Here is a 14,529-nt window from a genome sequence, read left to right as displayed (position 1 = left end):
GTCGATGCGACGGCGCGATGCGCCTCTCCGGCTCGGTCCGAGCCTCGTCCCCGCGCCTGTCTCACTCCGTCGAGGAGGAAGACCATGCGCATGCGCCCGCTCTCACGGCCCGTACGCGGAGCGTTCCTGGCGGCCACGGTCGCCCTGGTCGCCCTCCCCCTCGGCGGCGCGGCCAGCGCGGCCGGCGGCGTCGCGCCGAGCGCCCTGGACTGGGCGCCGTGCCCCGACGCCGCGGTGGCCGAGTGCGCCACCTTGCACGTCCCGGTGGACTGGCACGACCGGCACGGCGAGCAGATCGACCTCGCGGTCGCCCGCCGTCCCGCCGACGACCCGGACCACCGGGTGGGCACCTTGTTCTACAACCCGGGTGGACCGGGCGACGGGGGCGTCGGCTACGTGATAGCCGCCGAGGAGATCTTCTCCCCGGCCCTGCGGGCCAGGTTCGACATCGTGGCCATGGACCCGCGCGGCGTCGGCGCCAGCACGCCGGTGCGGTGCGGGCTGCCCGTGCTGACGCCGGAGACGACGCTGTGGCCGCGCACGGAAGAGCAGTTCGACGCTCTGGTCGCCCACAACCGGGCCGTCGGGGAGAGCTGCCTGGAGGAGACCGGCGCCCTCCTCGGGCACCTCGACACGGTCAGCGTCGCCCGGGACCACGAGGCCCTTCGCCGGGCCCTCGACGTCGAAGAGGTCAGCTGGCTGGGCATCTCCTACGGCACCCAGGTCGGTGCGAACTACGCGCAGCTCTTCCCCGACCGCACCCGCGCGCTGGCGCTCGACGCCGCGCTCGAGCACAGCCTGCCCGAGGTGGTCCAGGTGGCCGACGAGATGCGCGCTGCCGAGGACTCGTTCAACCGGTTCGCCGAGTGGTGCGGCACGTCCGACACCTGTGCCCTGCGTGGCCAGGACGTGGCCGCCGTCTACGACGAGCTCGTCGCGGCGGCGGACGCCGCCCCCATCCCGGTCGAGGGTGCGCTGCACGCCGTGCGGGGGGAGGACATCCGCACGGGGACCATCGGTCGGCTGACGTTCAAGGAGCCGTCGATCTACGGTCCTGACGTGTCCTGGGCCGGGCTGTCCCGCGCGCTCGCGGCGACGCTGGCCGGCGACGCCTCCGCGTTCGCGGTGCCTGGTGGGGAGCCGCAGACCGGCCTGTTCGCGCAGGCGGGCATCGGCTGCATGGAGTACGTCCCGCAGGTCGGGACCTACGAGGAGATGCGCCAACGCATCCAGCTGGGCAAGCAGACGGCGCCGCACCTGCAGGGCGCCTCGGAGACGTGGCAGGTCAACCTGTGCATCGGCTGGCCGCTCGAGGCCGCCAACCCGCCCCGGCTGCTCGACGTGACAGGGGTCCCGACGCTCATCGTCCACGCCACGTACGACCCCTCGGTGCCGTACAAGTGGGCACACAGCCTCGCCGCGCAGATCTCGGGCAGCCACCTGCTCACCCGCGAGGGCGACGGCCACACCTCGTACTACACCTCGGCGTGCGCGCGGGAAGCGGTCGACGCGTTCCTCGTCGACCTCACCGTCCCGGAGCGGGAGGTCTGTGACTGACGCTCAGCAGGAGCAGCGCAGCGGGCTCCAGACGCCCTCGAGGAGGCGCAGCGTCTCGTCGCCGAACGGGTTGACGCCCTCGCCCACGGCCAGGGTATGGCCGAGCAGCGCGTGCAGGCACTTCACGCGGGTGGGCATGCCGCCGGCGGAGACGCCGGCGATCTCCGGCACCTCGCCGAGCTCGGCGCGGCGGGTCAGGTAGTCCTCGTGCGCGCGTCGGTAGGCGGCCGCCAGGTCCGGGTCGGTGGCCAGGCGCTCGTTCATGCCCTGCATGACCTGCTGCGCCTCGAGGGTGCTGGCCGCCTTCACCGCCGGCGGGCAGGTGAGGTAGTACGACGTCGGGAAGGGGGTGCCGTCGTCCAGGCGCGGCGCGGTGCGCACCACGGTGGGCCGGCCGCACACGCAGCGCGCGGCGACGGCGACGACGCCGCGCGGCACCCGGCCGAGCTGCTCCTCGAGCACCTCCAGGTCGCGGTCGGTCACGGTCGTGTCCACGGCTCTCCGATGTCAGTTCCCCCGCGCGAGATGTCATCTTCTCCGCGAGTCACAGCCGTCCCTACAGGGCGGCTGACCAGGGCTGAAAATGCTCGCGCGTCTTTTGTGCGGTCCGATGTCGCGAGCACTTTCGGACCAGATGTCATCGCCGGCGCGTCTGCCCCGCCTCAGAATCCTCTCGGAACGATATGCCATGTCGGCCAAGACGCAGCCCGCGGTTCGGCGGAGCTGTCCGCCGGTTCCCCGGCTGGATGCGGGGGCGTCCGGCCCCAGCCCATGTATGACATCTCGCGGAGAAGTTGACATCTCGCGGGCGGGAAGGGGGTGGCGTGGGTCAGCCGGAGGCGGGCGCCGGCACGGTGAGGCCGGAGGGGTCTTCCTCGCCGGTGGCGGACTCCCCCGCCACCTGCACCGAGTCCCACACGTGGAGGTACCACGGAGTCGCCGCGATCCGCGCCTCCTCACGCTCCTCGGCCTCGATCTCGGCCTCGCTGAGCCCGCCGGTGACGGTCTCGGGGTCGATGACCACGTAGGGCGTCTCGCCCGGCATCACGAAGCCCAGCCGGTCCCGCGCCTGGGCCTGGACGTACTGCGGGTCCTGCCACAACGCCAGCTGCGCCTCGAGGTCGGCGTTGCGCTCGCTGGCCGCGGCGACGCGGGCGTTCAGCTGGCGCAGCTGCTCCTGCTGAGCCACCGAGAAACGCAGCGTCGGCGCGAGGACCGCGAACGCGACCAGCGCCACCAGGAAGATCCCGAGCGCGCGCAGCGTGATGGTCGGGCTCGGGGCGCCGTCGTCACCGCCGAAGCTCACCACGCGGCGTGACCGCGCCGGGCCGGTGCCTGCCGGGCCGCGCGTGCCGGCGCGCGGCGCGGTCGAGCGTGCCGGCTGACCGGCCGGGCGTCGCCCCGAGGTGCGGGGAGCCGTCGTCCGCCCGTTGGTGGCCGGTCGGGGGCTCGCACCGGGCCTGCCGCCGCTGGCAGCCGGGCGCGAGGCGGGTGTCTTGCTCGGGCCGGGGGCGGTCTTGGGCTGGCCGGGGGCCGTCTTGGGCTGGCCCCCGGACGTGCGGGACTGGCCGCCGGTCGCCGTCGTCCTGGGCCTGCCGCCACCGCCCTGAACCGGCTTGCCTCCGCCGTGGGCCGGCCGCGCTCCGGCGCTCCCCGGGCGGGGTGCGGCGGGTCGGCGGGCGCTCATGGGCCCCATCGTCTCCCATGGCGGGCACGGACGGCGGGAGCCGCGGGGCGTGAGTTGCGCACGCCCCGCGGCTCCCGGAGATCCCGCGGATGGCGGTTCTGCGGCTCAGCCGAAGACCCGCCTCGCGTCGTTACTTCGCGGCGCGCGGGAAGGCGCTGCGACCGGCGTAGACCGCGGCGTCGTCGAGCTCCTCCTCGATGCGCAGGAGCTGGTTGTACTTGTTGATGCGCTCGCCGCGGGCCGGGGCGCCGGTCTTGATCTGGCCGGCGTTGGTGGCCACGGAGAGGTCGGCGATGGTGGTGTCCTCGGTCTCGCCGGAGCGGTGGGAGACCATCGCGGTGAAGCCGTTGCGCTGGGCCAGGGTGACGGCGTCGAGCGTCTCGGTCAGCGAGCCGATCTGGTTGAGCTTGACCAGCAGGGAGTTGGCGGCCTTGAGCTCGATGCCCTTGGCGAGGCGCTCGGGGTTGGTGACGAACAGGTCGTCGCCGACGATCTGGGTGCGCTCACCGACGGCGGCGACGAGCTGGGACCAGCTGTCCCACTCGTCCTCGCTCAGCGGGTCCTCGATGGAGACCAGCGGGTAGTCGGCGACGAGGCCCTCGTAGTAGGCGATCATCTCGGCGGGCGTGGTCGCCTTGCCCTCGAACTGGTAGGCGCCCTCGGAGAAGAACTCGGTGGCGGCGACGTCCAGGGCAAGGGCCATGTCCTCGCCCGGCTTGAAGCCGGCCTTCTCGATGGCCTCGAGGATGAGGTCCAGGGCCGCGCGGTTGGACTCCAGGTTCGGGGCGAAGCCGCCCTCGTCGCCCAGGCCGGTGGCCAGGCCGCGGGCCTTCAGCACGGACTTCAGCGAGTGGTAGGTCTCCGCGCCCCAGCGCAGCGCCTCCTTGAAGTTCGGGGCGCCGACCGGGGCGACCATGAACTCCTGGATGTCGACGTTGGAGTCCGCGTGGGAGCCGCCGTTGAGGATGTTCATCATCGGCACGGGCAGCAGGTAGGCGTTGGGGCCACCCACGTAGCGGAAGAGCGGCAGCCCGGCGGACTCGGCGGCGGCCTTCGCGACGGCGAGGGAGACGCCCAGGATGGCGTTGGCGCCCAGCTTGCCCTTGTTGGCGGAGCCGTCCAGGTCGATCAGGGTCTGGTCGATGATGCGCTGCTCGGTGGCGTCGATCCCGAGGATCTCGGGGGCGATGGTGTCGATGACGGCGTCGACGGCGTTCTGCACGCCCTTGCCCAGGTAGCGGGACTTGTCGCCGTCACGGCGCTCGACGGCCTCGAACGCGCCGGTCGACGCGCCGGAGGGGACCGCCGCGCGCGCGACGGTGCCGTCCTCGAGCGCGACCTCGACCTCGACGGTGGGGTTGCCGCGCGAGTCAAGGATCTCGCGGGCGCCAACGGCCTCGATGCTGGCCACAGGTACTCCTTTAATTGGGTGATGGGTCTCGGCGTACCCGCCCACGGTAGTACGGGCATTCCGGGTCAGCGAGGGACCAATCGCCCCTGGGAGGCCCTCCGGGGGCTGTTGTGAGCATCGCCACGCGCAGTGGGGTGATGTGCGTGACACCCGCAGGGACGACGATGGCCGGCCCGCTGGGACGACGACGGCCGGCCACCGAGACCGTCGGCGGCCGGCCAGCCTGCGTGCCGGGCAGAGGGTGGGGTCTCAGCCCGCGTCGGGGGTGACGAGCCAGTCGTGCTGGGACGGCACGATCTCGCCGCTGTCCTCCACCTGCCCGTAACGGGGGTTGACCTCGATGTCCGCCTCGCCCATCGCCGTCGTGAACTCCTGGAAGATCGCCGCCGCCTCCGGGTGGGCCTGGGCGTCGGTGGCACTGAAGAGGTAGTGGCCCAGGTCGATGAACGCCGGGGAGTACCCGTCCACCGGGACCTCGGCCCCCTGGAGCACGGCCTGCTCCTCCAGGCGCTGGGTGACCTGCTGGTCGCTCAGGGCGAGGCCGTGCTCGGCGGCGATGCTGGGGAAGACCTCCGCCGCGAGCAGCGTGTTGAGCACGACGGACGGCTGGGGCGGCTGGCCGGTGAGGTCACCGAACTCCAGGGTCGCGTCGTCGAGCTCCCCCTCGGTGATCTTCGTGCCGTTGATGACCGCCGCGGTGCCCGGCTGGGCTGAGCAGCCGGCGAGAGCGGCCGCGGTGAGCAGGACGACGGCGCTGACGAACTTCCGGTGCGCGATGGCCACCCGTGAACCTCCGAAGATCTCCCGGAGCGTGTGCCCCGGGATGCTGGCTAAAACCACCCCCCATGGTAGGGGCTGCCGGGCGGCGGACCGACACCGGTGGGTCCGACGGCCGGGTCGACCGCGCGAGACGAGGCCCGCCGTCGGGCATCAGAAGAAGATGAGGGTGTCGACGACGAACAGCGGGATGAGGATGCTGATCGACCACTTCATGTAGCCCAGGAAGCTGGGCATCCGTACCTCGGACTCCACCGCGATGGAGCGCACCATGAAGTTCGGCGCGTTCCCGATGTAGGTGTTCGCCCCCATGAACACCGCGCCGGCCGAGACCGCCATCAGCAGCTGCTCGTCGATGATGCCCAGCGTGGTCTCGACCCCCGCCGTCGCGCCGAGGGACGCCGCGGTGGTCATGAAGACGAGGTAGGTGGGGGCGTTGTCGAGGAAGCTGGACAGCCCACCGGTCGCCCAGAAGAACTCCGCCGGGCTCGTCAGGCCCAGCTCGCTGCCGCGCGCCTGCAGGATCGCCAGCGCCGGGATCATCGTCACGAAGATGCCCGCGAAGAGGATGGCCACCTCCTGGATCGGCCCCCAGCCGAACCCGTTGGCGGTGCGCAGCCGCGCGTTGGTGGTGCGGTAGGCCAGGAAGGCGGCCGCGAGGATGATCGCGTCACGGAGAAGGTTGACGTACGGGATTGCCACGTGGGCCACGGCGGAGTCCATGAGGGTCAGGCCGCGCGGGTCCCCGGTGGCGGGATCGGTGAAGGCGGCGGTGCCCGGCAGGACGCCGGAGAGGATGACCGCACCGACGATGGCGAGCAGGAAGACGATGTTGTGCAGGCCCTCGACGCGGACCTTCTCCCCTGTGCTCTCCGGGTGCGGGCCCTCCTTGCGCATGAAGTAGGAGTCGAGGAGGTAGAACACCACGATCAGCACCGCGACGTTGAGCAGCATCATCGGCAGCAGCTTCATCGTCCAGAAGAACGGCACGCCGCGCAGGAAGCCGAGGAACAGCGGCGGGTCGCCGATCGGGGTCAGCGAGCCACCGATGTTGGCGACGAGGAAGATGAAGAAGACGACCTGGTGGACTCGGTGCTTGCGCCAGGCGTTGGCGCGCAGCAGCGGGCGGATCATCACCATCGCCGCCCCGGTGGTCCCGATCCAGCTGGCCAGCAGCGTGCCGATGAGCAGCAGGACGACGTTGACCTTCGGGGTGCCCGACAGCGAGCCGCGGATCACGATGCCGCCGGACACGGTGAACAGGCCCAGGATGAGGATGATGAACGGCACGTAGTCGAGCAGGATCACCTCCAGCCCGTGGCCCACGGCGAGCTGGACGCCGAAGCCGACCAGGAACGGCACGAAGAACGCGAGCGCCCAGAAGGCGCTGACCTTCCACATGTGCTTCTCCCACCAGTGCCCGTTCACCAGGGGGATGATCGCGATGGACAGCAGCATCCCGACGAACGGGATGATGCTCCACAGCGGCAGCTGCGTGCCGAGCTCCATGTGTCCAGTACCTCTCGGTCAAGTGCGGTCTCGGGCACGACGGCGTGGCGCGCCGTGCGGCGACGACGTGGACGTTCCCGCGGCCCGCCGTCGACCGTAACCGGTGCGCCCGGGGTTGCCCGCACGCGTTTCCCTTTGTTGCCGCGCGGGCGGCGGTCGCGGGGCCGGGAGCCAATGACATGTCGCGGAGGAGTTGACATGTCGCCACTGAGGGGGTCGCCACTGAGGGGCTTGGCGGTTACCCGACGCCGGCGCCCACCTTGGCCGCCGCGGCCACGGAGTCCTTCAGGACGGCGTCGAGCAGCTGCACCACCCAGTCCATGAGCGCGACGTCGCGCAACGGCTTGCCGCCGAGCTTCGCCGTCATCGGGTACGGGACGAGGATCGTGCGCACCGCCGGCTTCAGCACCGTGCCCGGATACAGCCGCTTGAGCCGCAGCTGAGCGGACTCGGGCAGCTCGACAGGAGCGAGGCGCACGTACTTGCCCTGGGCGGTGATGTCGCTCAGCCCCACCCCGCGGGCCTTCTCGCGCAACGCGGCCACGGCGAAGAGCCGCTCGACCGGCTCGGGCACCGGCCCGTACCGGTCGGTCAGCTCCTCGCGGATGGCGGCGATGGAGGGCTCGTCCCCGGCGCCCGCGATCTTTGCGTAGGCCTCCAGCCGGAGCCGTTCGTGGGCGATGTAGTCGTGCGGCACGTGGGCGTCGACCGGTAGCTCGATCTTCACGTCGGCCTTCTCCACCTCCGTCTCGCCGCGGAACTCCGCGACGGCGTCGGAGACCATCCGCACGTACAGGTCGAAGCCGACCCCCGCGATGTGGCCGGACTGCTCCCCGCCGAGGAGGTTGCCGGCGCCCCGGATCTGCAGGTCCTTCATCGCCACCTGGATGCCGGAGCCGAGGTCGGTGTGCGCGGCGATGGTGGCGAGGCGGTCGTGCGCGGTCTCGGTCAGCGGCTTCTCCGGCGGGTAGAAGAAGTAGGAGTAGGCGCGTTCCCGGCCGCGGCCCACGCGCCCGCGCAGCTGATGCAGCTGGGACAGCCCGAGCTGGTCGGCGCGGTCGACGATGAGGGTGTTGGCGTTGGAGATGTCCAGGCCGGTCTCCACGATCGTGGTGCAGACCAGCACGTCGAACTCCTTGTCCCAGAAGTCCTGGATCACTTTCTCCAGCTGGTGCTCGCCCATCTTCCCGTGCGCGACGGCGACCCGCGCCTCCGGCACCAGCTCCAGGATCCGGGCGGCGGCCTTGTTGATCGAGCTGACCCGGTTGTGCACGAAGAACACCTGGCCCTCGCGCAGCAGCTCGCGCCGGATGGCGGCGGCCGCCTGCTTCTCCTCGTAGGCGCCGACGAACGTGAGCACGGGGTGGCGCTCCTCCGGCGGGGTGGCCAGGGTGGACATCTCCCGGATGCCGGTGATGGCCATCTCCAGGGTGCGCGGGATGGGGGTGGCGGACATCGCGAGCACGTCGACGTTGGTGCGCAGCTGCTTGAGCGTCTCCTTGTGCTCGACGCCGAAGCGCTGCTCCTCGTCGACGATCACCAGGCCGAGGTCCTTGAACCGGACCTCCCCGGTGAGCAGGCGGTGGGTGCCGATGACCACGTCGACCGTGCCCTTGCTGACGCCGTCGCGCACGGCCGTCGCCTCGGCGTCGGACTGGAACCGGGACAGGGCCTTGACGGTGACGGGGAAGCCGGCGTACCGCTCGGAGAAGGTGTCCAGGTGCTGCTGGACCAGCAGCGTGGTGGGCACGAGGACGGCCACCTGCTTGCCGTCCTGGACCGCCTTGAACGCGGCCCGCACCGCGATCTCAGTCTTGCCGTAGCCGACGTCGCCGCTGATGAGGCGGTCCATCGGGGTCGGCTTCTCCATGTCGGCCTTGACCTCGTCGATGGTGATGACCTGGTCGGGGGTCTCCTGGTGCGGGAAGGCGTCCTCCAGCTCGCGCTGCCAGGGGGTGTCGGGACCGAAGGCGTGGCCCTTGGAGGCCATCCGGGCGGCGTAGAGGCGGATGAGCTCCGCGGCGATCTTCTTGACCGCCTTCTTGGCGCTCGCCTTGGTCTTGGACCAGTCCGAGCCGCCCATCTTGCTCAGCGTGGGTGCCTCGCCGCCGGTGTACTTGGTGACCTGGTCCAGGGAGTCGGTGGGGACGAAGAGCCGGTCGCCGGGCTGGCCTCGCTTGGACGACGCGTATTCGATAACCAGGTACTCCCGGGTGGTGGCGTCCGTGCCCGTTCCCACGGTGCGCTGGACCAGCTCGACGAAGCGGCCGACGCCGTGCTGCTCGTGGACCACGTAGTCCCCGGGGCGCAGCGCGAGCGGGTCGACGACGTTGCGGCGCCGGGAGGGCATGCGCCGCATGTCCCGGGTGGAGGTGCCGGCGCGGCCGGTGATGTCGGCCTCGGTGATCACGGCGAGCTTGAGGTCGGGTGCGACGAAGCTGCGGCCGCTGCTCGCCGTGGTCACCAGCACCACGGACGACGGCAGATCCTGGGTGATGTCCTCGACCACCCGGGCGGGCACGTCCGCGGCGGTGAGCTGCTCGGCCATACGGCGGCCCGGACCGGGACCCTCGGTGGTCAGCACGAGGCGCCAGCCCTCATGGACGAGGGCCGCGAGGTCCTTCAGGGCGCGCTCGACGTCGCCGTTGTACCGCTCGACGTCGCGGGCGGCGAGGGTGAGGCGACGGTCGGCGGAGGCTCCGCCGTCGGACTCCTGCTCGAACTGGGCCAGCTCGGCGTCGGTGGGCAGGGAGCCGACCGACCACCAGCCCAGCGAGCGGGTCAGGGCCAGGGCGCGGGCCTCGGCGAGGGCGGCGAAGGACGCGGCGCGCAGGTCGAGCGGGGTCTTGCCGCCCTGGGCGGCGGAGGCCCAGGCGGCCGCGAGGAACTCCTCGGTGGTGGCGACCAGGTCGTGGGCGCGGCGGCGGACCTTCTCGGGGTCGGCAAGGACCACCAGGGTGTGGTCCGGGACGAGGTCGAGGACCGGCTGCATGCCGTCCACCAGCGCCGGGGCCAAGGACTCCATGCCCTCCACGGCGATGCCCTGGCCCATCTTCTCGAGCATGTCCGCGGCGCCGGGCAGGTCCTCGACCAGGGTCAGCGCGCGGGAGCGGACCTGCTCGGTCAGCAGCAGCTCACGGCACGGCGGCGCCCACAGCCCGTGGTCGGCCAGCTCGAGGGAGCGCTGGTCCGCGACGGCGAACCAGCGGATCTCCTCGACGGTGTCGCCCCAGAACTCGATGCGCATGGGGTGGTTCTCGGTAGGCGGGAAGACGTCGAGGAGGCCGCCGCGCACCGCGAACTCGCCCCGCCGCTCGACCATGTCCACGCGGGTGTAGGCCGCGGCGGCGAGGTCGGCGGCGACCTGCTCGAGGTCGACCTCCTGGCCCACCTCCAGGGCGACCGGCTCGAACTCGCCCAGGCCCTGAACCACCGGCTGCAGCAGGGCGCGCACCGGCATGACGAGCACCTGGATCTCACCGGACTGCCCGCCGTCGGCAGTGGGATGGGCGAGGCGGCGCAGCACCGCGAGGCGCTTGGCGACCGTGTCGCTGCGCGGGGACAGCCGCTCGTGCGGCAGGGTCTCCCACGCCGGGAAGACGGCGACGTCATCGTCGGGCAGGTAGTCGCGCAGCGCGGTGGCGGCCTCGTCGGCCTCGCGGCCGGTGGCCGTGATGAGGACGACCGGGCGGCCACGCTCCCCCGCGGAGAGCTCGGCGAGCAGCGGGGCGCGGACACCCATGGGGGCGGTGATGGTGACCTCGGGCGCGAGGACCGCCTCGCGCGCCAGGGCGGTGGCGTTGGCGACGGCCGGGTCGGTACGCAGCAGGGGCAGCAGTCCGGTGAGCTTCATGGGTCCTTCGGGGACGACGGCGGACGGGGTGCGCCGTCGTCCTCGCGCGCCGGGCGTGACCCTGCGCGCGCTGAGGCGGGCAGCACGCGAGCCCCGCGTCCGGGATCGGGGCGGGGTCCGGGAAGGAGTCTAAGGCCGCGGCGGGGCTGGCACACGTGGCGGGCGGGAGATCACCAGGGCTCCACCCAGGTGCGCAGGACCTCGGCGGGCACCCCGGCCCAGGTCTCTCTTGCCGGGACGTCGCGCACGGCGGCGGCGCCCATCCCGAGCACGGCGTCGGCGCCGACGCGCACCCGCTCCCGCACGCTGGCGTTCATGCCCACGTAGGCCCATCGCCCCACGTGCACCCGCGCGCCGAGGCTCACCCCGGCGGCGAGGGTCACGAAGTCCTCCAGGACTGCGCCGTGGTGCAGGGTGACGTTCGGCATGACCATGACGTGCCGGCCGATCCGCACGTCGCCTGCGAGCGCCACGTGGGCGAGGAGCACCGTGCCGGGGCCGGGTGTGCAGCCGCGCGGGACGTCGACGCTGGGGTGGCGGACCACGGCGAACCGGGTGTCCTCGACGCCGGCGGTGGCGAGGCGGGCCGCCAGCGATGCGCGGGCGCCGCCGCGGGCCGCGCACAGGACCAGCTCGGCGTCCGGGTGAAGGGCGGCCGCGTCGAGCCCACCGAGCACCGGCAGGCCGTCGAGCCACGTGCCGTGGCGGTCGGCGTCGTCGTCGAGGAACCCGGCCGGCTCGTGGGTGCCGGCGGCCCGGACAGCGTCGAGGACCTCGGTGGCCATGCCGTTGGAGCCGACGAGGAGGAGCGGACGCTTGCTCGGTGGTGGCACGCGCATGGTCGCGCGGTTGCGGCGGTCGACCATGCGTCCCTCCCCCGGGCCTGCGGGGGCTATGCCGCCACTATGGGTGCCGGAAGGCGCCCACGAGGTTGGTGCCCCGCGGCCACGACATCGTGGCGATGAGGGACACGATAGGGCGCGGGACCGGAGCGGTCGACGGGTATGGACGCCCGGACGTTCGCGGCGCATGCTGCGCGGACGGGCGGGGGGCCGCCCCCACCCGCCCGGCAGCGGACCTCGCGGCGCTACTGCGCCTGGGAGGTGTGGGGTGCACCGCCCCCCGTGCCGACGTCGCCCCACACCGAGCGTGCGCCGCTGTCACCGACCCGGAACACCTGGAACCCCGTCGCGAGCGCGGCAATCAGGGCCAGCACGGCGATCACGTTGGTGACCCGGGCGGGGCCCGCGGCGGGGGTGTGCGAGCCGCCGTTGTGCACAGACGTGGCGGCCTGAGCGGTGGTGAGGCGGCTGCCGCCGCCGTTCGACGCGGCGGGCACCTGGGCCCCGACCGGTTGGCGCTGCCCGACGCGATCGGTCACGCGGCGGCTGCGGACGTCGGCGATGACCAGGGCCCAGAGCAGCACGGTCAACGGCAGGGCGAACCAGATGAGCTGCTGACCGAGAGTCTGGTGGGCGCCTGCGGGCGGACCGACCCGCCGCATGAGCGCGAGACCGCTCTGGGTGGCGACGGGGATGATCGCGGTGGCCGCGGTGGCCAGGAGCGCGACGACGGGCGCGTACGGGCGCCGCCAGCGCGGAATCAGGGCGACGGCGATGGTGCCCGCCACCACGAGCGGCAGGAGGACGACGACGGCGTGCACGACGAGCGCGTGCACGGGCAGGCCCGTCACCAGGTCGAACAGGTCGCTCATGGCTCCTCCTCACGGTTCCGTAGGTGTGTACGGATGGAAACAGGTTCGAGATTATCGGAGCGCAGAACGCAAAATTCGAGGGTTTCGGCCGCTGGCCGCGGCGGCAGTCCCGGGCCGTCGAGCCACTCGTGGCTCCCTTCCGGGCGGGTGGTCGAGCAGCGGGGCGATCATGGTGGACAGCGTCGTCTTATTCGGAGCACCCGCTCGACCAGCCGTCCAGCGCCGATCACGGCGATCAGTCTCCCCTCCGGACGGTGGAGGGCCGTACGTGAAGAGGATGACCTCCGGCCAACGATCGCGGAGAACAGTGCAAACCGCACGCCAGTCGCGCTCGACGGCGTATCCCGGTCGCCACCACGGTGGCCCGTGCCGAGCGCGCATTCAGGCGAACTATCGCCCACTGAAACTGCACCTGGCCCCATGACGTGATGGCAGCATGCCCACAGGCCCAGCATGTGAGGAGCACTATGCGTATCTCGGTGATTGGTTGCGGGTACCTCGGCGCAGTGCACGCCGCCTCGATGGCCAAGCTAGGCCACGATGTCATCGGCATCGACACGGATGCCGCCAAGGTGCAGGCACTGGCCCTCGGCGAAGCGCCGTTCTACGAGCCCGGGCTCCCCGAGTTGCTTCGCGAGACCGTCACCACCGGCCGGCTCGTCTTCACCACGGAGATCGCCGCCGCGGCGGAGGCGCAGGTACATTTCGTGTGCGTCGGGACACCCCAGAAGCGCGGCGAGTATGCCGCGGACCTGCGCTTCGTCGATGCTGCAATTACCGGGCTACTGCCGTACCTCAGGGCCGGTAGTCTGGTCGCAGGGAAGTCCACCGTGCCCGTCGGTACGGCTCATCGCCTCGCGGGACTCGTCACGGGTGCACAAGCGGAAGCTATGCTCGCCTGGAATCCGGAGTTCCTGCGAGAAGGCTACGCCGTCAAGGACACATTGCACCCGGACCGAATTGTTTACGGGATACCCGGCGGGCCAGGCAGTGCTGCCGGCGTCCGAGCCGAGAAGATCTTGGACGAGGTCTATGCCACTCCGCTGGCAGAGCACATCCCCAAGGTCGTCACCGATTACACAACAGCCGAACTGGTGAAGGTTGCTGCGAACTCGTTCCTGGCCACAAAGATTTCGTTTATCAACGCTATGGCCGAACTGTGCGAAGCCACCGGAGCGGATGTCACGCAGCTTGCCGACGCCATTGGTTACGATTCTCGTATCGGCCGGAAGTTTCTCAACGCCGGGCTTGGCTTCGGCGGCGGCTGCTTGCCGAAGGACATCCGCGCATTCATGGCCCGCGCTGGTGAGTTGGGTGTTGACCAGGCGCTGAGCTTCCTGCGGGAAGTGGACTCCATCAACATGCGTCGCCGTGTGCGCATGGTCGACCTCGCCCGGGAGGTGTGTGGGGGCTCCATCGTCGGCCGCAGGGTCGCGGTGCTCGGCGCCGCGTTCAAGCCCGACTCCGATGATGTACGCGACTCCCCAGCCCTCAACGTCGCCGCGCAGATGCAGCTCCAGGGTGCCCACGTCGTGGTTACCGACCCTGAGGCCATCGCCAACGCACAGCTTGCCTGGCCCACCCTGTCCTTCGCCTCCTCCGCGGAGGATGCCGCCGCCGGCGCCGACGTGGTGCTCCTGCTCACCGAATGGCGCCAGTACCGGGAGCTCGACCCAGTCGCCTTCGGTCGGCTCGTCTCCGGCAGGCGGATCATCGACGGTCGCAACGTCCTGGATCCCTTCACGTGGCGAGCTGCGGGGTGGACCTACCGAGCCCTCGGCCGTGGAACAGCGGTCCAGCAGCCGGGGGTGGAAGTCCACGCGGCCTTGGCCGCCCAGGGGGTCTCGCCCACCTCACCCTAGGCAGGTCCTCGATCTCACCGACGCTGTGAATGGGGGCGAACCGTTGTTCCCGGGGCCGCGTCGTCGCATCGCCGGCGACGCCTCCAGCTACGGCGGCGGCGGACTCTGAACGTCGAGGGCCGATCATGGCCGCCACGCTGCAAGGTGCGTTCGCCAGAC

Annotated in this window: 10 protein-coding genes; 2 read left to right on the top strand and 8 right to left on the bottom strand. The window is 71.6% G+C overall.

What is annotated here, in order from left to right; all coding sequences use genetic code 11:
- Positions 1-84: 84 nt before the first annotated feature.
- Positions 85-1,557 (top strand): alpha/beta hydrolase, encoded by a 1,473-nt coding sequence (locus FE374_RS04190; RefSeq protein ID WP_139927385.1) that lies wholly within the window; start codon positions 85-87, stop codon positions 1,555-1,557.
- Between the two features lie 3 nt (positions 1,558-1,560).
- Here the strand turns inward: FE374_RS04190 and FE374_RS04185 are convergent, their stop codons facing one another.
- From FE374_RS04185 to FE374_RS04150, 8 genes are all read right to left on the bottom strand, one after another.
- Entirely contained in the window at positions 1,561-2,052 is a 492-nt protein-coding gene (locus FE374_RS04185) for a DUF501 domain-containing protein (protein WP_139927384.1), read from the bottom strand.
- Positions 2,053-2,386: 334 nt separating this feature from the next.
- A complete protein-coding gene (locus FE374_RS19090; protein ID WP_168205591.1) occupies positions 2,387-2,866 on the bottom strand; it encodes an FtsB family cell division protein in 480 nt (159 codons plus the stop codon).
- Positions 2,867-3,374: 508 nt separating this feature from the next.
- Positions 3,375-4,655, bottom strand: coding sequence for a phosphopyruvate hydratase (gene eno / locus FE374_RS04175; protein WP_139927382.1), 1,281 nt, complete (start codon positions 4,653-4,655; stop codon positions 3,375-3,377).
- 249 nt (positions 4,656-4,904) lie between these two features.
- Positions 4,905-5,438 carry a SurA N-terminal domain-containing protein gene (locus tag FE374_RS04170; RefSeq protein WP_139927381.1) on the bottom strand — a complete coding sequence of 178 codons (534 nt, stop codon included), beginning with the start codon at positions 5,436-5,438 and terminating at the stop codon, positions 4,905-4,907.
- A gap of 147 nt (positions 5,439-5,585) precedes the next feature.
- Complete coding sequence (locus FE374_RS04165; protein ID WP_139927380.1) at positions 5,586-6,941, bottom strand: sodium:proton antiporter; 1,356 nt, start codon at positions 6,939-6,941, stop codon at positions 5,586-5,588.
- A gap of 238 nt (positions 6,942-7,179) precedes the next feature.
- Complete coding sequence (mfd, locus tag FE374_RS04160) at positions 7,180-10,794, bottom strand: transcription-repair coupling factor (RefSeq protein WP_139927379.1); 3,615 nt, start codon at positions 10,792-10,794, stop codon at positions 7,180-7,182.
- Between the two features lie 170 nt (positions 10,795-10,964).
- Positions 10,965-11,660, bottom strand: coding sequence for a NeuD/PglB/VioB family sugar acetyltransferase (locus tag FE374_RS04155; RefSeq protein WP_230978444.1), 696 nt, complete (start codon positions 11,658-11,660; stop codon positions 10,965-10,967).
- Between the two features lie 221 nt (positions 11,661-11,881).
- Entirely contained in the window at positions 11,882-12,508 is a 627-nt protein-coding gene (locus tag FE374_RS04150; protein WP_139927378.1) for a DUF2231 domain-containing protein, read from the bottom strand.
- 467 nt (positions 12,509-12,975) lie between these two features.
- Here FE374_RS04150 and FE374_RS04145 point away from each other — a divergent pair, with 467 nt between their 5' ends.
- Positions 12,976-14,370 carry a UDP-glucose dehydrogenase family protein gene (locus FE374_RS04145; RefSeq protein WP_139927377.1) on the top strand — a complete coding sequence of 465 codons (1,395 nt, stop codon included), beginning with the start codon at positions 12,976-12,978 and terminating at the stop codon, positions 14,368-14,370.
- Positions 14,371-14,529: the final 159 nt, after the last annotated feature.

The sequence above is a fragment of the Georgenia yuyongxinii genome (assembly GCF_006352065.1).
Lineage (GTDB): Bacteria > Actinomycetota > Actinomycetes > Actinomycetales > Actinomycetaceae > Georgenia > Georgenia yuyongxinii.
The sequence above is the reverse complement of the archived record's forward strand: the minus strand, read 5'-3'. Positions and strand labels throughout refer to the sequence as shown.

What these genes read in the sequence shown, in the direction of transcription:
- FE374_RS04150 (WP_139927378.1), bottom strand. Translation starts at nt 12,508, where the DNA reads ATGAGCGACCTGTTCGACCTGGTGACGGGCCTGCCCGTGCACGCGCTC.
- FE374_RS04145 (WP_139927377.1), top strand. Translation starts at nt 12,976, where the DNA reads ATGCGTATCTCGGTGATTGGTTGCGGGTACCTCGGCGCAGTGCACGCC.
- FE374_RS04165 (WP_139927380.1), bottom strand. Translation starts at nt 6,941, where the DNA reads ATGGAGCTCGGCACGCAGCTGCCGCTGTGGAGCATCATCCCGTTCGTC.
- FE374_RS04155 (WP_230978444.1), bottom strand. Translation starts at nt 11,660, where the DNA reads ATGGTCGACCGCCGCAACCGCGCGACCATGCGCGTGCCACCACCGAGC.
- FE374_RS04190 (WP_139927385.1), top strand. Translation starts at nt 85, where the DNA reads ATGCGCATGCGCCCGCTCTCACGGCCCGTACGCGGAGCGTTCCTGGCG.
- mfd (WP_139927379.1), bottom strand. Translation starts at nt 10,794, where the DNA reads ATGAAGCTCACCGGACTGCTGCCCCTGCTGCGTACCGACCCGGCCGTC.